The following is a 17,641-nucleotide window of genomic DNA, read 5'->3' as shown; positions in this document are numbered from 1 at the left end:
AGCGGAAAGCGTTTTGTATATGGAATTTACAGTATTGTTCGTTCATTTGAAATAAAGGAGCGGGTCTTGATGAAGAAAATGAACCTTATCAGGTCAGGTTTGCTGGCCATTCCCTTGCTTTTGGCAGGACAAGCTGCGGCTAATGCCGAAGCCTTGATCGCCCCATCGCAAGCTGCAGTCGGCGTGGCAAGCGTTACTGAAGTCAATGTGAACCTGGATCTCTATCAAAATCCTATTTACGATAGTCTTCCCAGCGGCCCCAATTACACACACTACATCTCCTACGAGTCAAAACCGGGCGGGATCAGCATCGACTCCCGGGGTCGAGTGATTGCCTCTTCTACAGGCTACTACAAGGTAGATGTTTACTATAGCGGTATGCTTGTTTATACATTCAACTTCAATGTAGGTCCTATGTAAACATTCGCTTGGGACTTACAAAACAAAGCCGATCATCCTTTTTCTGCAAGGATGTCGGCTTTTCATAATAGGCGTTAACTGGAGAGCCGTAAATGTTTCCTGACCAATTGGGCCATAGTAAGAAAGCGTGATGCCAATTTTGGGAGGTGCCGCATGGATTTTACCAAGATGAGCACAAAGGAGTTCGTCGGAAAAGTTCACGAAGCGCAGGCCCATGCTCAGGAGAACAAGGAGCACAATGGCTACGGCCACCCGGAAAAACGTCTCCCCAGCAAACAGCGCATCCGCTAAAAAACGCCCTGGAGATTGCTCCTCTCCAGGGCGTTTCCTTATGCTCCCTCTCAAGGCCTGACCTGCTACTGCGGGTCTTGCCTGTTCAGGTTTTTGTCCTTTTCGGACTTTTGCTTTTGGGACGTTTGCGATTTGCTGCTGTGTCCCTGATTGTTGCCGTATTGGGTGCTGCGGTTGTTGGACATGTGGATACCCCTTTCAAAGGTAGTCGCAATCAACCGTAGTATGTCCTGTACGGCCCTTCCCCATCAGTCGTTACTTCGCTTCCCCTACGAATACCTTTTGACCGTTCTCGTATTTGTACACGTAGACAGACGCGAATTCGTTGTCGCCTTTTTCGTTGAATGTTACTTTTACGAACTGGCCTTGGAAGTCTTTTGTTTTGTGGACAGCATCGAGGACTTGCTCGCGAGTCGGCTTTTGTCCGTTGTTCGCTTTAATCGCTTCTTCCAGTCCATGCAGCATGACGTTCATGGAGTCATAGCCAAAGGAAGTGAAGATCCCTACTTTATTGCCTGTGCTCGATTCAAATTCGCTGATCCACTTCTTGCCCTCTTCTGTTGCGGAAAGATCGCCTACAGTGGAGGTAAAGATTACGTTGTTCGCGTTGTCTGCGCCCGCAATTTTCACCAGGTCAGCAGAGTCGTAGCCATCGCCGCCCATGAATACGCCTTTGTAGCCTTTTTCACGAGCTTGCTTGATCAGGATGCCGGCATCGGAGTAATAACCGCCGAAGTAGATCATTTCAGGGTTCGCGGCGAGGATTTGGTTGATCACGGCGCTGTAGTCTTTCTCGCCGGCAGTGATGCCCTCGTAGCCCGCAATGGTTACGCCGTCTTTCTCAAATTGCTTTTTCACTTCATCAGCCAGGCCTTGGCCGTAGGCTTGTTTATCGTGAACGATATAAGCGGATTTCACACCCAACTGGTTTTTCGCGTAAATTGCAGCCTTGGAGCCTTGCTGGTCGTCGCGCGCACAGATGCGGTGAACGACCTTCTTGCCCTCGTCAGTCAGGTTGGAACCTGTGGAGGACGGAGACACCATGACCAGCTTCTCTTGCTCGTATTGCGCCGATGCCGTAATCGATGCACCAGTCGTCACGTGACCGACAACACCGAGGACATCCGGATTGGAGATCAACATTTGGGCTACGGCCACGCCTTGCTTCGGATCGGCCTGGTCATCCTGTGTCAGCATCTGGACGTCGAAGCCCAGCGCTTTAAACTTCTCCTGATTTTGCTTCAGTGCGTACTCGGCACCGGCCTTTGCCGTGCTTCCGTAGTCGGAGTACTGCCCGGACATTGGTCCTACTGCCGCGATAACGATTTTTTGCAGAGCGCCGCCGCTGGAAGAGCCGGTATTGCCGCCGGATTGCGGAGCCGGCTGCTCGCCTCCGCTGGCATTTCCGCCGCCCCCGCCAGCGTTGCCTCCGCCGCAGCCCGCAAGAGCTGTACCAAGCGCTACTACAGTTGCAAGAAAAGCCATAGTTTTCTGTTTTTTCATTCGAAAATCCCCCTTTTACTTTACGGACAAACAATGAGTCACCTTCTCTCATTGTAAAATAAATATGAAAATTTGCAACATATAAAGAGATTGGCAAAATCGATTGATATTGTTCACTTCATCGAAAATATTGATATTTGATACAAGACTCAAGTCCCAGTACAGTTTTGCGGCTGCCTTCATAATCAAAAAAGGCTACCCGGGCCCGGACGGGAAATTTTGCTTACCTGCCAAACGTCAACCCTTGGCATGATTTACCTACCGGACATCAGCAAAAACATGCCAAAACTATCAGGAGCATCCGCTCACAGTGGATAACCTTTGATCTATACCGCGAACAAATGTTTTTGTGCACAACCTGTTGATAAATCTGTGGATAATGTGGATGAGGAGGATTTTGCATGTCAGCCGACCGGTTTTACCTCATATATCAGGAAGCGAGCGATGAAGAATGCCTGCTGACCATCCAGCCTTACGACGACCAACAGGCCCTGGCGGAAGCGATCAACCGCCTGCAATCCCTGCAAGTGGACGAGTACACGATCATCAAAGGAAGAAAGATGAGAGCAGCGTTGCGGCTGGCTGTGGAGCTGCAGGAGGACGAAGATACACAGGCGGAAGCAGATGGGGATAAAGCCGCAGCGAAAGAAAACGGGTGATCCGCTTCGCTCACCTCCCCCGCTTATCCACAACTTGTGGATAATTAAACCGCAAATAAATAGGGGGGCGGCAGTGAAATTTTTCCTGCCGGTCTTCGTATTTAGTATGGGGAGGAGGGGATACAACCATGGAACAAGAGTTGGCTCGGGCCAATGCAGAAGCGGTCCGGCTCGTGCAGCAGTTTCTCAAAGGACAGTCACGGGCCTTTCCCGCACTCGTCAATTTATTTACCCCCCGTGTCATGAGCATCATCAGAAGACTGGTCTCCAGTTATCATGATGCCGAGGACCTGCACAACGAAATTTGGTTAAAAGTAGCGCAAAATTTACACAAATACGACCCCACCCTGCCCTTTCATTCCTGGCTGTATCGCATCGCCTCCAATGCCTGCATCGATTTTTTGCGAAAGAGACGGGAATTTGCGCTTGAGGATGAGCAGCTGCATCAGCATGTTCACAAGCGTCCCTCCGGTCCCGTAAAAAGTCCGGAACTGTTTCTGCTGGAAAAAGAAAGCTATTCTGAATTGACGGCCTTGCTGGATTGCTTGCCCGAAACGGATCGTCTGATTTTGACTCTCCGATTTGTGCAGGAAATGAGTTACGATGAGATAGGAAGCATCGTCGGCATGAGTAAAAATACGGTCGGGACCCGCTTGTTCCGGGCCCGCAAACAATTGAAAGAGCAGTTGGATAAATACAGGGAGGAAAGGAGAATGTCCGATGCCGCATATTGATGAGCTTACCTTGATGATGTACAGTGACGGTGAACTCTCTAGCGAAGAAGCAGAAGCCGTCCAAAAACACGTTGACAGTTGTCACCACTGCGGCAGCTCGCTTGAGCAGCTGGTCGCGGAGAGGCAATTCGTGGCCGACCGCTTTTTCTCCGACGACCTCCCCCCTATGTCTTTCCAGCTCTACGACATGACCTCTGCACAGATTCATGGAATCGCCATGCTGCACAAGCGAACTCGCCGCCGCTTTCTGTGGCGCATGCTCCTGCTTGGCGGCAGCATTCTGGCCGTCGCTGTTTGTTACCTCGTGTTTTGGCAGCGAATCTGGCTTGAGTGGGTTGCGCCGGCATGGACCTCATGGAAAAGCCATCTTTTCTGGAGTTCGGCCCTATGGCTCAACGACAACGCCCGCGAATTTTTTCATGCTCCCGCATCGTATGTCATGGCGCTTCCCTTGCCGTTTTTCGTACTGGTCGGGCTGCTGCTTATCCTGAATATCCGTTTTTCGCCTCTCCCCCATTCGCGACTGTCCAAGCGGGAGGTGGATTGAATTGAAAAAGCTGCTTAGTCTGATTCTTTTTGTAAGTTTGCTGATTGTGGCCTCTACCGCTTATGCGTTTAGCGGGGTCATCTCTGATCGGTACTACCTGCCCCCTGATACCGCTCACCGCGGCGATCTGGCTGTCAGTGCCACCAAAATCATCATCGATGGCGTTGTCGACGGCGATGTGTACGCATTTGGCGAAAATGTCCAGGTCAATGGACGAATTACAGGGGATCTCCTTACGTTTGCAGCCGTAACACTTGTCACCGGCGAAATCGACGGCGACATCCGTTCAATGACAGACACGCTGCTCCTAAACGGGAAGGTGGCTGGAAGCGTTACCAATCTGTCGCATACTCTGGTTCTTGACCGGAACGGCAGTATCGGCAAAAACCTGCTTACGCTTGCGACAAGTGTTGATTTGAACGGCAAAATCGCGCGGGAAGCAAACGGCCGCATGGAAAACGTCAGGATTACGGGGAGCATCGGAGAGGGCATCTCCATGCTGTACAGTCGTACGATTCATATCGACGGGCCGGCCGTGATCGGCGGTGACTTGGTCTATACCAGTCCCCAACGGGCTGTCATCAGCCAAGGTGCGACGCTCAAAGGAGAGGAACGCTTCTCCCCTGCTCCGGTAGAGGAACCGGATGAAGGATTCTCCTATTTCCCGATTCTGCTCGGGCTTTCCTCCCTTTTGAGTACGCTGTTGCTCTGGCTTGCCATCCGCTTCCTGTTCCCGGCCGGATTGACACGTGTTTACCGGCAATTGGATCAACGAAAAGGCTCCACCTTTGTTTGGGGAGCGTGCCTGGTCCTGGGTATGCCGTTTTTGTCGCTATTGCTTTTGATCACGGTCATAGGAATCCCTGTCTCGCTTGCGCTGCTGCTGACGTTCCTGATCCTGTCCTGGTCGGCAAAAGTATTCGTCGGCTCATGGATCGGCATCCGAGTAGCCGAGCGCTTTTCGTGGAAGGTTTCTCCGCTCTTGGCCGAGCTGCTTGGTGTCGTCGCTCTGCAGTGCCTGCTGATCATTCCGCTGGTAGGCTGGCTGTTTGCACTGCCTGTCTGGATCGCGTTTTTCGGGGCATTGGTCGGCTCTGTCGCCCAGGCCAATAAAACTTTCCTCGCCTGACATGTTTAGCCGCACGTTTTTTGGAAATTATGGTGAAAGAGGCGTGCAGTTATCTGTTTGACCTTTATTGACCTTTTGTGTATGATATTCTTACAAAGAGAGGAGGAAGACTGTATGCACATGAATTTGATTCCAACAGTCATTGAACAGACCAACCGCGGAGAGCGTGCTTACGATATTTATTCCCGTCTTCTGAAGGATCGCATTATCTTTCTCGGTACTCCTATCAACGATACGGTAGCTAATATTGTCGTAGCGCAAATGCTGTTCCTGCAAGCGGAAGACCCGGATAAAGACATTTCCCTGTACATCAACAGCCCGGGCGGTTCCATCACCGCCGGTATGGCAATTTACGATACCATGCAATTTATCAAGCCGGATGTATCGACGATTTGCATCGGGATGGCCGCATCCATGGGCGCCTTCTTGCTGGCCGCTGGTACAAAAGGCAAGCGCTACGCCTTGCCGAACAGCGAGGTCATGATTCACCAACCGCTCGGCGGGGCTCAAGGTCAAGCCAGCGACATCGAGATCGCGGCAAAACGGATTATCAGAATGCGCGAGCACCTGAACCAAATCCTGTCCGAGCGCACTGGCCAACCTCTGGAGCGCATCCAGAAGGATACGGATCGCGATAATTTCCTTTCTGCCCAGGATGCGATGGAATACGGCCTGATTGACAAGGTCATTTCGACAGAGGCATCCGCAAAAAAATAACCGGCTTCGGCTGATTTACGTAGGACCCTGCCAGAGATGGCGGGGTTCTTTTTTAACCGGGGGTTCTCTATGCCAGAGTTCTCTATGCCAGGGGTCTTTTTACCGGGGTTCTCTTTTGGCCTCGGTTTCTTTTTTTGTCTCCGGCTTTTTTTATGGCTGCGATTTACCCGCTGCACCCTGGGCAGATTTCACGGTTGACTGGGCTCGGGGTAAAGCGCTAGTATAGTAACTTGGGTGTCTTTATACCCACGTGGTTCGAAACCATCCCACGATAAAAAACTAAGGAGCTAATTGAATATGAAAGTAAAAACGCTTGTCGCAAACGGTATCCTGGCGGCTCTGTACATTGCCGTCTCGATGCTTATTCAGCCATTTGGTTTTACCAATGTACAATTCCGCGTTTCAGAAATGTTTAATCATCTCGTCGTTTTCAACAAAAAGTACATGTACGGAATTGTCCTCGGCGTCTTTTTTACGAATCTGTTTTTCTCGCCCATGGTCGCCTATGACCTGGTATTTGGAGTGGGTCAGTCTGTGCTGGCGCTGCTTGTCACGATTGTTTCCATGCGCTTCATCAAAGGCGTCTGGGCTCGCATGATATTCAATACCATTGTTTTTACGATTACGATGTTTCTGATCGCGATTGAACTGAACCTGGCGTTCGGTCTGCCCTTCTACTTTACATGGCTCACCACTGCGCTTGGCGAATTTGTCGTCATGCTGGTCGGAGCTCCGATCATGTATGTTCTGAACAAACGGTTGAACCTCGAACAGCGGATTTGAAAAAGAAACCGAGCAATTGCCAGGAGATTCTCCGGCGCTGCTCGGTTTTTTGCCTTGTCCGCCTATTTCTCTACCAATTGACCGACGTCCACCGTTTTGCTGTCCGCCGGGTTGCCCTCTGTATGGACGCGGGCCTGCGCCGTTTTCTCGTCAACTCCGTCGATCCATACCGATTGTCCTTGATACTGTACCTCGATCTTGCTCTCGGAACGGATAATTTCCTGTGCGCGATTTACATCCATGCTCTTCGCTCCTTTACCGTTTATCGATCATCGCGAGCTGTGCTGGCTCCTGTCATGGTTTCGGTCGTGGTCTCTTCGATCAGGCCATTCTGATCGGTGACCTGTCCTCCGCCAAGCCCCTCGTTTACCATCCGGTCAATATCCATGTCGTAATCGTCTCGACCCTCGGTATATGTATCGCGTTCGGTGCTCACTTAAACTCCCCCCTTGTCAGCCATTTTTATATAAGTTAGCAATGCCCTGTTCGTTGTCGAAACATGCAGCTGATCCGGACAAAAAAAGACACCTTCCCGTGAACTGCACCCCAATTGTTGGACATATTCAACAGTTGGGGGTGCAGTTTTTTTATGACTAAATTTAGTGGGGATGTTAAGTTAGCTGCGGTTCAACGATACTTAGAAGGTGTGGAGAGTTATGCTTCGATCGCAGCGTCCATTGGTGCATCTGACTATATGGTGAGAAACTGGGTGTTGCAGTACGAGCATCAGGGTGAAAAAGCCTTTGTAAAATCCTATACAAGTTACTCGGTACAGTTTAAACTAGACGTACTCAATTATATGAATACTTATGGGACGTCTCCGAATGAAACAGCCGCCATTTTTCGAATCACCTCTCCTGGATTGATTCGAAAATGGAGAATGCAATTTCAATCACAAGGAATAGACGCTCTCATTTCAAAGAAAAAGGGGCGTCCAGCCATGAAGAAGAGACACAAGAAAGGAACACCTGTTGAAGGATCAGTCGAGGCACTGCAGGAAGAATTAGAGCGTTTACGCATGGAGAATGCTTACTTAAAAAAGTTGAATGCCTTAGTTCAAAGCAAGGAAAAATTACAAAGCAAGACAAAGCGCAAGTAGTATTTGAACTAAGGACCGAATTTCCTATAAAAGCGCTACTTAAACTCGCGGGTATTCCACGAAGTACGTATTTGTCAACGCCGACTTTATTTTGACCCACCATCGCCGGTTTAGAATTGACCCACCCGGCGATTTTTTGTTGGTTAGGTGGTAGAGGGGGAGCCGTAGGCTCCAGTCCTCATCTTCTCACGAAGTCGGTAACTATTCCCCCTAATATTGACGATGTGGGAATGGTGTAAGAGCCGATCCAGGATAGCCGTAGCAAGTATCGGATCGCCCATCAGTTCCCCCCATTCACCGAAACTCTTGTTGCTGGTCAACAGAATACTCCCTCTCTCGTATCTTGCACTTACTACCTGGAAAAAGAGGTTAGCTGCCAAACTGTCAAACGGTAAGTAACCAATTTCGTCAATAATCAGGAGCTTTGGTCGAATATAGATGCGTAGGCGTTTATCCAGCCTGTTTTCCGTGTAAGCTTTTCGCAGATCTTCGATGAGTTGCGAGAGACTGACAAAGTAAACGGATATCCCTTGCGAGATGGCTTCTACAGCCAACGCCACCGCCAGATGACTTTTTCCTACTCCGGGAGGCCCTAAGAACAAGACATTCTCGTGTCGGGTTACAAAAGTCATCGTGGCCAGCTCTCGAATCAACCGTTCGTCAATGCTGGGTTGGAAAGCAAAATCGAACTCCTCCAGCGTTTTTCGGTAAGGCAAGTGTGCGAGTTTGGTGCGTACCTCCATATTCCGTTTTTGACGTTCCGCTATCTCTGCATCTAGAAGCATGTTGAGAAAGGACAGATAGGTGGGCTGTCCATGACTTGCCGCTTCCAAATGGGCATCCAAGAGTAGAGCCGCTTGCTGAAGCCCAAGTTCCTCAAGACGTAGCCGTGCCTGTTCCAGTTCAATCATGCTCCCACCCCCGTCAGCTGCTCATAGACATCCAGCGAACGCACTTCCACTTGCTGCGATGAAATCTGTCGGGCTTGCGGACGTGGATAGGCATATCCTTGAGCAGTCGTAAGACCTGCATACTGGTTTTCACAAAAAACAGTTGCACGGGATCGATAGACCTTTTGGTGTCGAGCAATACATGTGCCGTCGGCCCAGATTTCCACCCACCCATTCACTTCTCGCACGGTACCCTCACGTCCACTGTACCTCCATGGAACCCCATATCGTACACCATCGTAGCTAACAAATCCGTCTCGGCTGACCTGTCTCGGTTCATGCAAGTATTTTTCCCATCGTTCAGCTGAAGGGATAGGCGACAGATTTTCCTCACGGAGTCGGTCGATGGGACGTTCGCCGGTTGTTCCATGAATACGGCGGTTAATCCGCTCGCACCAGTGTAGGGCTTGTTGATTGAGATCCTGTAAATCAACGAAGCGTTTGCCAGGAAGAAAGTTGTTTTTTACGTATTGAACGCCTCGTTCCACTTTTCCCTTTGTTTCGGGGCGTCGAACTTTGCATACTTTTGGAACAAGCCCAATCGCTGCAGCAAAGTCGGCAAAAAGCGGATGCCAGCGAGGTTTTCGATCATCTCCCATGCCCAGTACGACGGTTTTCATCTGGTCGGTCAGCATTACCTTTGGGATGCCCCCAAAATATTCAAAAGCATGAATCAAGCAACGAAGAAAGCTGTGAATGTCACAACGCTTAGTGAACTCTATATAGGTGGAACGAGAGTACCCCAATACCATGACAAATACCGGCACTTTTCGGACTGTACCGTCCAAATCTACGTAATCACACAGTCCCCAGTCGACCTGTGCATATTCACCAGGTTTCGTCTCGTAACGAAGAACAGCGGGAACTTGTTTGGGAGGACGGAAGTCCTTCACATAGTCTTTCAAGATGGTACGTCCCCCGGTATACCCCTTTTCTCGTAGAAGATCGAATAAAACCTCGCAGTTATAGATACCTTCTTGAAGACGTTCCTGCAGGAACGGTTTATACGGATCAAGCTTGGAACCACGAGATTTACGGGTTCCCTTTTCGGGGGAGAATTCACCCCGGAGATATCGGCGAACTGTATTTCGAGAATGCCCCGTTAGACGGGCAATTTCACGAATACTCTTGCCTTCTGCCCTCATGGTATGTAACGATATCACTATCCCACTCCTTAGCATGTGTCTCCCTCCGAAGATTAACTTGGCCGTTAATTACGAAGGGGATATATTCGCTATGGGTGGGTCATTTTCTTTCCGGCGAACCTGGGTCAATTATATCCCGGCGGTGACATATTATTACTATGTAAAAACTTTCAGCCGTCCAGATAAACATGCTGAATTAAAAACATTAATTCAGGCGATTTACCATGAACATAAAGGACGCTACGGATACCGTCGTATTAAGGATGAACTCAAGAATCTAGGACATCAGGTAAACCATAAAAAAGTACAGCGATTGATGAAACAGTTAGGCTTAAAAAGCATGGTTCGGATGAAAAAATATCGCTCCTATAAAGGGGAAGTTGGAAAGGTGGCGCCGAATATTTTGGATCGCAACTTCCACGCAGACAAGCCAAATCAGAAGTGGGTAACGGATATTACGGAGTTTAAATTATTTGGCGAAAAGCTTTATTTATCGCCAATGTTAGATTTATTTAACGGAGAAATTGTCGCCTATACGATTGATTCAAAACCAAGGTATTCTCTTGTTTCAACGATGCTGGACCAAGCTTTTAAACGACTAACAGATGAAGACGAGCTGCTTATTCACTCGGATCAAGGCTGGCATTACCAAATGAGCAAGTACCAACAGGCATTAAAAGAAAAGAACATTACGCAGAGTATGTCACGAAAAGGAAACTGTTATGACAATGCTGTAATGGAGAACTTCTTTGGTATCTTAAAATCGGAATTTTTATATATGCAGGAGTTTGAAAACATTGAACATTTTAAACAAGAGTTAGCAAAATACATCGATTACTACAACAACAAACGAATCAAGGCAAAATTAAAAGGCTTGAGTCCAGTGCAATACCGAACTCAAACCTTACTTGCTGCTTAATTAAAATGACTGTCTAACTTTTTGGGGTCACTTCACCGTAGAAAGTGTCTTTCCCTCTTGTTCTTTTGCTATTCTTCCTTGCTTACCAGATTGGTCAGGCTGGTAACCGCTTGAGACGCATCAGGGCCCTCCGCTGATATCGTGATCTCCGTACCCGAACTGATAGCGAGGCTCATTATCCCCATGATGCTCTTCGCGTTTACCTTCTTGTTTTCTTTTTCCACAAATACTTCTGATGCAAACCGGTTGGCCTCCTGCACGAAAAATGCCGCAGGGCGGGCCTGCAAACCGGTTTTCAGCTTGACCACAACCTGCTGTTGAACCATGGGTGGAACCTCCTCGCTCAGTATCTCTTATTACCGTCTAGTATACCATGTCTCTACACGGAAATATTTCGTTTTTCTCGTAATTTGTCAGCGATTTCGTTAATTTTTCGTAGCCGGTGATTGATCCCCGACTTGCTGACTACTCCGCTGGGAATCATTTCTCCCAGCTCTTTCAGGTTGATGTCCGGATGAATCAACCGAAGCTCTGCCACCTCGCGCAAACGCTTCGGCAGATTTTCCAGCCCCATTTCCTCCTGGATCAGCTGGATGTTCTCCATCTGCCTGGCCGCTGCATTTACCGTCTTGTTGATGTTGGCGATTTCACAATTGTGCAGACGGTTTACAGAGTTGCGCATATCTTTGACGATCCGCACGTCCTCGAAGTAGAACAGTGCCTGATGCGCACCGATCAGGCTGAGAAACTCCGTGATCTTCTCCCCTTCTTTGATGTAGAGGACGTAGCCTTTTTTTCGTTCAATGCACTTCGCGTTCAGCTTGTAGCGATTGGCCATTTTGGTCAAAGCCTCGCAAAAATCCTGGTACGAAGTAAAGATCTCCAGATGGTAGCTGGATGCCTCCGGGTGGTTTACCGACCCGCCCGCCAAAAACGCCCCTCGCAAATACGCAGCGCGGCAGCAAGACTTCTTCACAATGTCCTGCGATATCCCGCGCACGAAGGAAAGGCTCTCGTCCATAATTCTCAGCTCTTGCAGTATATCATTGGCTCTGTTGGGGATTCTTACGATGTATACGTTGTTCTTTTTCAGCCGCATTTTCTTGCGCACAAGCAGTTCGGCATGAATATTGAAGATTTTTTTCGTCAACGTGTATATCCGTCTGGCAATCGCCGCATTTTCCGTGGTCACATCCAGTACCAGACGCCCTGCACCGAATTGCAGGCTGCCGTTCATCCGAATCAGCGCCGCCAGCTCTGCTCGGCTGCAACAATCAGGTCCCTCCAGCATCGTCAGTTCCTTTTTCGTCTGTGCGGCGAATGATGACATCGTCCTTCACTCCTTCTCAATCTTCTGCGTCCGGCGCCTCCGCTTGATCAGCGAGACGACCTGCTTGCTGACGGCGGTCGCATCATGACGCAGATACCCCTCTTCAAACGCCACCAGCGGTTTGGCTACGATATGCAGTCCCAACTGGCGTAAGCGCTTTACATCACAAGCAACAGGGGCTGCTCCCTTCTCCGCATATTTTTCCAAGGTTTTATCGGGAATGGCAGCAGAGTTCACTATCACTGTATCCAAAAACGGTCCGCCTACATGATCGTACAGCACTTCGACATGTTTGGATGCGGAAAACCCGTCTGTTTCGCCCGGCTGAGTCATGACATTGCAAATATACATTTTCGGAGCTGTCGAATTCTTTACAGCGGCGAACAAGCCTCTCACCAATAGATTCGGCAAAATGCTCGTATACAGGCTTCCAGGGCCGATCAAGATCGCATCTGCCTCTTCGATGGCCAGCAGCGCTTCACTCAATGGCACAGCATCCTCGGGGTCCAGAAAGACCCGCTTGATCTGCTTGCCGGTCAATGGAATTTGCGATTCTCCCGCAATGATTGAACCGTCTTCCATTTCCGCCATGAGCCGAAGCGACTGTGTCGATGCCGGAAGCACCTCTCCCCGGACAGCCAATACATCGCTCAGCTTCTTAACCGCTGTGACAAAATCTCCGGTAATTTCGTTCATCGCTGCCAGAAGTAGATTTCCCAAATTATGCCCGGCTAATCCGGTACCTGTGGAAAAACGATACTGCATGACCTTTTCCATCAGCGGTTCGGTATCGGCCAGGGCCGTCAAAACGTTACGGATATCTCCGGGAGGGGGCATATCCAACTCCTCCCGCAGCCTCCCGGAGCTTCCGCCGTCGTCAGCGACGGTTACGATCGCGGTAATGTGAACCGGTGCGTGCTTTAACCCCCTTAATAACACGGACAGTCCCGTTCCTCCGCCGATCACGACAACCCGCAGCCGGTTGCCCTGCTGCGATCCCATTCTCCTCGTCGGCATATGTCACCTCATTATATGCTGATACACATACAAAGGCCCTGTTCAAGTACGGATGGCGTTTCTTTCTTTCCTGCCATCCTATGCTTACTTGCTTTTTTCCATGTCACGATGACTGACCCGAATCGCGTAGTCCTTTCCAAAAACCTCGCCTAAATGCTCCGCGATCGCCACCGAACGATGCTTGCCTCCCGTGCAGCCGATCCCGATCACCAGCTGGCTTTTCCCTTCCCGTTGGTAATGGGGCATCGTATAGGCCAAAAAGTCAATCAGTTTATCGACAAACTCTTTCGTTTCCTTATGATTCATGACGTACTCGGCCACCTCCGGGTCACACCCGGTTTTGGGCCGCAATTCTTCCACGTAATGCGGATTGGGCAGGAAACGTACGTCAAACATAAGATCGGCATCAATCGGAGTGCCGTATTTGAATCCGAAAGACAGGACGTTAATCGTCAAGGAAGAACCTTGCTGTGTATACTGGCTAATTATTTTTTCTCGCAACTGTGCCGGCTTCATTTGGCTGGTATCAATAATCTGATGGGCTCGCCCCTTCATTTCCTGAAGCAGCCGACGCTCGGCATGGATTCCTTCCAATGGTGAACCGTTGGGTGAAAGCGGATGGCGTCGACGCGTCTCTTTGTACCTGGAAACCAATGTTTGATCATTTGCATCCAGATAGAGAATATGGAAAGAGATTCCCTCCATTTGATTTAGACTGTCGATGGCTCCCGACAAGTTTACAAAAAATTCGCGGCCGCGCAGGTCAACTACCAAGGCGACACGCTCAATATTGCCTCCCGACTGCTTGATCAGCTCCGCAAACTTGGGGATCAAAACCGGCGGCAGGTTATCGACACAAAAGAACCCCAGATCTTCCAAGCTCTGTACGGCAACGGTTTTCCCCGCGCCAGACATCCCTGTAATGATCAACAGATTAACGGCTCTCTCATTTTCCACTTCTGTCACTCCACTCGCCTCCTACGATTCTGACTTTAGCATACCATAACGGTTGGCATTTTCGCACCCTTTAGGACTCGTCCCGTTAGGACTCGTAACGCTCCCGTGGAGACAGGAAGCTGATATCCGGCCGTTCGTGCATGCCTTGCAGAAAAAAAATGGCGTGGCTATGGCAGCCACGCAAAATGGTTCGTATAGATAAGGGGGTCAATTCATTGTCTTCATCTTACCGCCCAATTATTTCACTCATGTTACAAGCAGGTTAAGAGATTGTGACATTTTGCTCAGCCAGACGTTCGTTCAGCTCTTCGACGTAGTGCTGGGCCGATTGGGCGGCGATCGAGCCGTCACCAGTAGCTGTCACTACTTGACGCAGCATCTTCTCGCGCACATCCCCGGCGGCAAAGACACCTTTCACTTTGGTGTGCATGCGTTCATCTGTCAGCACATACCCGGCTTCATTGGTAATTCCCAGATTGCGAACGCTCTCCGTCAGCGGGTCCATCCCTACGTAGATGAATGCGCCATCTGTCGGGAACTCGCGCTCTTCGCCGGTTTTCAGGTTCTCCAGGAGTACGCTTTGGACTTTTCCGTCGCCGCGAATTTCCTTGACCACCGTATCCCAGATGACCTCGATCTTTTCATTGTCAAATGCCCGTTTTTGCAGGATTTTTTGGGCGCGGAACTGATCGCGACGGTGAATGATCGTCACCTTGGATGCAAAGCGGGTCAAGAATACGGCTTCCTCGACAGCAGAGTCTCCGCCGCCGACTACGACCAGCTCTTTGCCGCGGAAAAATGCTCCGTCACATACTGCGCAATAGGAAACGCCGCGGCCGGAGAGTTCTTTTTCTCCCGGAACGCCCAGCAGGCGATGCTCCGCACCGGTGGCAATGATCACCGATTTGGCCAGGTACTCCTTGTCGGAAGTAATGACTCGTTTATACGGCTCCTCGTCTTTTACTTCCTTGATTTCGCCATATGCATACTCAGCGCCGAACTTTTGAGCATGCTCGAACATTTTTGTGGACAAGTCCGGTCCCAAAATGGAGCCGAAGCCCGGATAGTTTTCAATCTCCTCCGTATTGGCCATTTGGCCGCCTGGAATTCCGCGTTCCAGCATGAGCGTGCTCATGTTTGCGCGGGAGGTATATACAGCGGCAGTCATCCCCGCGGGGCCTGCACCGGCGATGATCACATCGTATATTTTTTGGTCGCTCATATCCACTGCCTCCTCAATCTGCAATCACTTCTTATTTATACTTATTATAAAATGAGAATCTATTTCAAATCAAGGGTTTGCAGTGCTTTTACGCACTTTGCCACAGTTGAGGGGGAAAGCTCGTATTTTTCTGCTACCTTTGCCTGTGATTGCGCATGTTTCTGGTTTTTTACCGCACCGTATAGATATTCGAGTGCAGCCACCCACGCTACAATCTTGCGCACTTGTACAGGCGGCTTCTCTAGCTGCGAGAACCGTTTCCAAACAGATAGACACCAGTTCTTCATGTCCTCCTGTCCGCTACCGGAAAAAAACCGGTTGATGCAGTCTTCTACGCCTTCCGTTTTTTGACTGTCCGTTTCGCTCCCCGGAAACTCTAATTTATGCTCAGCTGCCGCTTTCGTCTTTGCTTTTCGCTTGGGCCTTGCTTCCGGCATCTCTGCTCCCATGTCTGCCAGTGCAAGCAGGGCGAGCTTTTGCAGCTGCGGATCGTCCGTTTGGTGGTAACACTGGCGAACCGCTGCTTCCGCTTCGTCATCGCCGATCAAAGCAAGGGTTTGCAGAACCGCAAACTTAACTTCATCGCGCCCGTGCTGCAGGGCCCACAACAAGGAAGCGCGAATCATCGGATCGTTTTTCAGCTCTTCAACACCGGATGCCGGTGCCTTCTCCCAGGACACTTCCTGCTGCGGCTGATAGTAATGGTAAGGGATGACCTGCTTAGTTTGCCCGTCCTTCGCCTCTTTTACCATCTCCATGTAGTGCTCGGCTACCCCCGATTCCGGGTCCAGCTGCTTTACCTTTTGCCACCAGCGGATGGCTTGTTCCTTATGACCACTCATATAGGCGGATATCGCTGCGTAGTGGTACGTGCATGCTTCATGAGTTCGACCCGATTTAAGCATCTTGGCGTAGAGGCGATAGGCCTCCTCGTGTTGGCCAAGGACGCCCATTGTCGTCGCCAGCTTATACGCATGCTCCGGATGGTAGGGGACGACTTTTTTCAGCATGTCGATGAGTGCCACCAGCTCCTTGGCCCGATTGTGGTGTGACAACAGCACTGCCAGGTTGCAGAGAGCATGCAAATTTCCATGCTCTCTCTCCAGCGTCTCCTCAATCGTTGCCATTGCCTGTTGAAAATCCCCTACATAGTAGTAGGCCAGCGACAGGTTGTTCCAAGCCGGCATAAAGGAAGGGTCCGCTTCGACGATTTCTTTTAAAATGTCCAATGCTTCTAAAAAACGGCCTTCTTCTAAACTGCGCCGTGCCCGTTCATGCTTGCTGTACACGTCCTCGCGTTCACCTGTGAGAAAATGGCGAGGAGGCATGTCCAGCTCAAAGTAGATATAGTCCAGCAGCTCTTCGGCATCCTCTCGGTACGCCCCATCGCTTTGTTGTTGCAAGTAGCGGATCGCCATCTCTTCTGCCATCTCGTAATCTTCCAGGTTGGCGTAATTGTTCGCCATATAAAAATAGACTTCTACTATTTTCGGTTCGCACTTTTCCAGCACATCATACAAGATGTCGTTGGACGCTTCAAAATTGCCGACTTCGGCCAGAACACTCGCCAAATGGCATTGGTATTCGGCATTTTTCGGCTCCAGCTCGATGGCACGGCGGAAGCTGCGAATAGCTTTATCGTAGTCATAGCGATTTAAAAAACGCAAGCCGCGCTCGACAAAAAAGCGGGCGTCTTGATGAAAATGAACGACTGTCGACTTCTCGATTCTCTTGTTTTGTTTCATAGAACCTCCAGCATCACAGGGCAGTACCTCCATGTATCGTACCAGAAGCGCCCTTACGCCACAAGCTGATGCACCCTTTTAAAGTTTTCTTTCACCGGATCTGCTTCGTTTTGCTAGAGCAGATCCGCTCTCATTTTTTCAAATAAGCGGTTTCATTTCGGGATAAAAGCAGGAAACACCACTGGCTGTACAGCGAGTGGTGTCATTTATCGAACTTCTATATTCATGAATGGAGCGGACGACGGGGCTCGAACCCGCGACCTTCGCCTTGGCAAGGCGACGCTCTACCAATTGAGCTACGTCCGCATATATACTGGTGAGCCATGAAGGACTCGAACCTTCGACCCTCTGATTAAAAGTCAGATGCTCTACCAACTGAGCTAATGGCTCGCAAAAATGGTGGCTCGGGACGGAATCGAACCGCCGACACGAGGATTTTCAGTCCTCTGCTCTACCGACTGAGCTACCGAGCCG

General features: G+C 49.9%; 19 protein-coding genes, 3 tRNA genes, 2 pseudogenes and 1 riboswitch. Of the genes and pseudogenes, 10 read left to right on the top strand and 14 right to left on the bottom strand.

The window, feature by feature from the left end; translation table 11 throughout:
* Nucleotides 1-69: 69 nt before the first annotated feature.
* Both V5G20_RS04250 and V5G20_RS04245 read left to right on the top strand, forming a co-directional pair.
* Nucleotides 70-420 carry a hypothetical protein gene (locus V5G20_RS04250; protein ID WP_003392545.1) on the top strand — a complete coding sequence of 117 codons (351 nt, stop codon included), beginning with the start codon at nt 70-72 and terminating at the stop codon, nt 418-420.
* Nucleotides 421-573: 153 nt separating this feature from the next.
* Nucleotides 574-711 (top strand): DUF4023 domain-containing protein, encoded by a 138-nt coding sequence (locus V5G20_RS04245; protein WP_003392543.1) that lies wholly within the window; start codon nt 574-576, stop codon nt 709-711.
* Nucleotides 712-966: 255 nt separating this feature from the next.
* Here the strand turns inward: V5G20_RS04245 and V5G20_RS04240 are convergent, their stop codons facing one another.
* Nucleotides 967-2,214, bottom strand: coding sequence for a branched-chain amino acid ABC transporter substrate-binding protein (locus tag V5G20_RS04240; protein WP_003392541.1), 1,248 nt, complete (start codon nt 2,212-2,214; stop codon nt 967-969).
* A gap of 401 nt (nt 2,215-2,615) precedes the next feature.
* Here V5G20_RS04240 and V5G20_RS04235 point away from each other — a divergent pair, with 401 nt between their 5' ends.
* The 6 genes from V5G20_RS04235 to V5G20_RS04210 all read left to right on the top strand — a co-directional run bounded on the left by V5G20_RS04235 (nt 2,616) and on the right by V5G20_RS04210 (nt 6,783).
* Nucleotides 2,616-2,873, top strand: a complete 258-nt coding sequence (locus V5G20_RS04235) for a hypothetical protein (protein ID WP_003392539.1) — start codon at nt 2,616-2,618, stop codon at nt 2,871-2,873.
* 128 nt (nt 2,874-3,001) lie between these two features.
* Nucleotides 3,002-3,607: a sigma-70 family RNA polymerase sigma factor gene (locus V5G20_RS04230; protein ID WP_338463175.1), complete on the top strand. Its 606-nt coding sequence runs from the start codon at nt 3,002-3,004 to the stop codon at nt 3,605-3,607.
* Entirely contained in the window at nt 3,594-4,154 is a 561-nt protein-coding gene (locus V5G20_RS04225; protein ID WP_003392535.1) for an anti-sigma factor family protein, read from the top strand. The genes V5G20_RS04230 and V5G20_RS04225 overlap by 14 nt, the downstream gene beginning before the upstream one ends.
* A 1-nt stretch (nt 4,155) precedes the next feature.
* The gene (locus V5G20_RS04220; RefSeq protein ID WP_003392532.1) at nt 4,156-5,283 is read left to right on the top strand and encodes a polymer-forming cytoskeletal protein; all 1,128 of its coding nucleotides are present in this window, start codon (nt 4,156-4,158) and stop codon (nt 5,281-5,283) included.
* A gap of 114 nt (nt 5,284-5,397) precedes the next feature.
* On the top strand, nt 5,398-6,000 hold the full coding sequence (gene clpP / locus V5G20_RS04215) for an ATP-dependent Clp endopeptidase proteolytic subunit ClpP (RefSeq protein ID WP_338463174.1): 603 nt from the start codon (nt 5,398-5,400) through the stop codon (nt 5,998-6,000).
* Between the two features lie 244 nt (nt 6,001-6,244).
* Nucleotides 6,245-6,289: riboswitch (PreQ1 riboswitch) on the top strand.
* 8 nt (nt 6,290-6,297) lie between these two features.
* The gene (locus V5G20_RS04210) at nt 6,298-6,783 is read left to right on the top strand and encodes a QueT transporter family protein (protein ID WP_003392526.1); all 486 of its coding nucleotides are present in this window, start codon (nt 6,298-6,300) and stop codon (nt 6,781-6,783) included.
* A gap of 62 nt (nt 6,784-6,845) precedes the next feature.
* Here the strand turns inward: V5G20_RS04210 and V5G20_RS04205 are convergent, their stop codons facing one another.
* Both V5G20_RS04205 and V5G20_RS04200 read right to left on the bottom strand, forming a co-directional pair.
* Nucleotides 6,846-7,025: an H-type small acid-soluble spore protein gene (locus tag V5G20_RS04205; protein WP_003392523.1), complete on the bottom strand. Its 180-nt coding sequence runs from the start codon at nt 7,023-7,025 to the stop codon at nt 6,846-6,848.
* 20 nt (nt 7,026-7,045) lie between these two features.
* Complete coding sequence (locus V5G20_RS04200; RefSeq protein ID WP_003392522.1) at nt 7,046-7,219, bottom strand: hypothetical protein; 174 nt, start codon at nt 7,217-7,219, stop codon at nt 7,046-7,048.
* A gap of 153 nt (nt 7,220-7,372) precedes the next feature.
* Here V5G20_RS04200 and V5G20_RS04195 point away from each other — a divergent pair.
* Nucleotides 7,373-7,953 (top strand): annotated as a pseudogene (locus tag V5G20_RS04195) (transposase); the annotation flags it as partial.
* A 72-nt stretch (nt 7,954-8,025) separates the two neighbouring features.
* Here the strand turns inward: V5G20_RS04195 and istB are convergent.
* Together istB and istA are read right to left on the bottom strand one after the other, a co-directional pair.
* On the bottom strand, nt 8,026-8,793 hold the full coding sequence (gene istB / locus V5G20_RS04190; protein WP_008409491.1) for an IS21-like element helper ATPase IstB: 768 nt from the start codon (nt 8,791-8,793) through the stop codon (nt 8,026-8,028).
* Nucleotides 8,790-10,013, bottom strand: a complete 1,224-nt coding sequence (istA, locus tag V5G20_RS04185; protein ID WP_008409807.1) for an IS21 family transposase — start codon at nt 10,011-10,013, stop codon at nt 8,790-8,792. The genes istB and istA overlap by 4 nt, the downstream gene beginning before the upstream one ends.
* A 97-nt stretch (nt 10,014-10,110) precedes the next feature.
* On the opposite strand from istA, the pseudogene V5G20_RS04180 reads away from it, so the two are divergent.
* Nucleotides 10,111-10,896, top strand: a pseudogene (locus V5G20_RS04180) (IS3 family transposase); the annotation flags it as partial.
* A 68-nt stretch (nt 10,897-10,964) separates the two neighbouring features.
* On the opposite strand, the gene V5G20_RS04175 reads toward V5G20_RS04180, so the two are convergent.
* From V5G20_RS04175 to V5G20_RS04135, 9 genes are all read right to left on the bottom strand, one after another.
* Entirely contained in the window at nt 10,965-11,222 is a 258-nt protein-coding gene (locus V5G20_RS04175) for an HPr family phosphocarrier protein (protein WP_003392520.1), read from the bottom strand.
* A 53-nt stretch (nt 11,223-11,275) separates the two neighbouring features.
* Complete coding sequence (gene whiA, locus V5G20_RS04170) at nt 11,276-12,226, bottom strand: DNA-binding protein WhiA (protein ID WP_003392518.1); 951 nt, start codon at nt 12,224-12,226, stop codon at nt 11,276-11,278.
* 6 nt (nt 12,227-12,232) lie between these two features.
* Nucleotides 12,233-13,243, bottom strand: a complete 1,011-nt coding sequence (locus V5G20_RS04165; protein WP_024985590.1) for a gluconeogenesis factor YvcK family protein — start codon at nt 13,241-13,243, stop codon at nt 12,233-12,235.
* Nucleotides 13,244-13,327: 84 nt separating this feature from the next.
* Nucleotides 13,328-14,158 (bottom strand): RNase adapter RapZ, encoded by an 831-nt coding sequence (gene rapZ / locus V5G20_RS04160; RefSeq protein WP_194246872.1) that lies wholly within the window; start codon nt 14,156-14,158, stop codon nt 13,328-13,330.
* A gap of 304 nt (nt 14,159-14,462) precedes the next feature.
* Nucleotides 14,463-15,422 carry a thioredoxin-disulfide reductase gene (gene trxB / locus V5G20_RS04155; protein WP_003392512.1) on the bottom strand — a complete coding sequence of 320 codons (960 nt, stop codon included), beginning with the start codon at nt 15,420-15,422 and terminating at the stop codon, nt 14,463-14,465.
* A gap of 59 nt (nt 15,423-15,481) precedes the next feature.
* Nucleotides 15,482-17,167, bottom strand: coding sequence for a tetratricopeptide repeat protein (locus tag V5G20_RS04150; RefSeq protein ID WP_338463173.1), 1,686 nt, complete (start codon nt 17,165-17,167; stop codon nt 15,482-15,484).
* A gap of 230 nt (nt 17,168-17,397) precedes the next feature.
* Nucleotides 17,398-17,473: transfer RNA gene (locus V5G20_RS04145), tRNA-Gly, on the bottom strand.
* An 8-nt stretch (nt 17,474-17,481) separates the two neighbouring features.
* A tRNA-Lys gene (locus V5G20_RS04140) sits at nt 17,482-17,557 on the bottom strand.
* Between the two features lie 7 nt (nt 17,558-17,564).
* Nucleotides 17,565-17,640: transfer RNA gene (locus V5G20_RS04135), tRNA-Phe, on the bottom strand.
* Nucleotide 17,641: the final 1 nt, after the last annotated feature.

It is taken from the genome of Brevibacillus borstelensis (genome assembly GCF_036700025.1).
GTDB lineage: Bacteria > Bacillota > Bacilli > Brevibacillales > Brevibacillaceae > Brevibacillus > Brevibacillus borstelensis.
Note: the sequence above shows the minus strand (reverse complement) of the source record. Positions and strands in the feature narration are given on the sequence as shown.

Excerpts from the sequence above, each read along its gene's own strand:
- V5G20_RS04250 (WP_003392545.1), top strand. The coding sequence starts at position 70 with ATGAAGAAAATGAACCTTATCAGGTCAGGTTTGCTGGCCATTCCCTTG.
- V5G20_RS04245 (WP_003392543.1), top strand. The coding sequence starts at position 574 with ATGGATTTTACCAAGATGAGCACAAAGGAGTTCGTCGGAAAAGTTCAC.
- V5G20_RS04240 (WP_003392541.1), bottom strand. The coding sequence starts at position 2,214 with ATGAAAAAACAGAAAACTATGGCTTTTCTTGCAACTGTAGTAGCGCTT.
- V5G20_RS04235 (WP_003392539.1), top strand. The coding sequence starts at position 2,616 with ATGTCAGCCGACCGGTTTTACCTCATATATCAGGAAGCGAGCGATGAA.
- V5G20_RS04230 (WP_338463175.1), top strand. The coding sequence starts at position 3,002 with ATGGAACAAGAGTTGGCTCGGGCCAATGCAGAAGCGGTCCGGCTCGTG.
- V5G20_RS04225 (WP_003392535.1), top strand. The coding sequence starts at position 3,594 with ATGCCGCATATTGATGAGCTTACCTTGATGATGTACAGTGACGGTGAA.
- clpP (WP_338463174.1), top strand. The coding sequence starts at position 5,398 with ATGCACATGAATTTGATTCCAACAGTCATTGAACAGACCAACCGCGGA.
- V5G20_RS04210 (WP_003392526.1), top strand. The coding sequence starts at position 6,298 with ATGAAAGTAAAAACGCTTGTCGCAAACGGTATCCTGGCGGCTCTGTAC.
- V5G20_RS04205 (WP_003392523.1), bottom strand. The coding sequence starts at position 7,025 with ATGGATGTAAATCGCGCACAGGAAATTATCCGTTCCGAGAGCAAGATC.
- istB (WP_008409491.1), bottom strand. The coding sequence starts at position 8,793 with ATGATTGAACTGGAACAGGCACGGCTACGTCTTGAGGAACTTGGGCTT.
- istA (WP_008409807.1), bottom strand. The coding sequence starts at position 10,013 with ATGCTAAGGAGTGGGATAGTGATATCGTTACATACCATGAGGGCAGAA.
- V5G20_RS04175 (WP_003392520.1), bottom strand. The coding sequence starts at position 11,222 with ATGGTTCAACAGCAGGTTGTGGTCAAGCTGAAAACCGGTTTGCAGGCC.
- whiA (WP_003392518.1), bottom strand. The coding sequence starts at position 12,226 with ATGTCATCATTCGCCGCACAGACGAAAAAGGAACTGACGATGCTGGAG.
- V5G20_RS04165 (WP_024985590.1), bottom strand. The coding sequence starts at position 13,243 with ATGCCGACGAGGAGAATGGGATCGCAGCAGGGCAACCGGCTGCGGGTT.
- rapZ (WP_194246872.1), bottom strand. The coding sequence starts at position 14,158 with ATGTCTGGCGCGGGGAAAACCGTTGCCGTACAGAGCTTGGAAGATCTG.
- trxB (WP_003392512.1), bottom strand. The coding sequence starts at position 15,422 with ATGAGCGACCAAAAAATATACGATGTGATCATCGCCGGTGCAGGCCCC.
- V5G20_RS04150 (WP_338463173.1), bottom strand. The coding sequence starts at position 17,167 with ATGAAACAAAACAAGAGAATCGAGAAGTCGACAGTCGTTCATTTTCAT.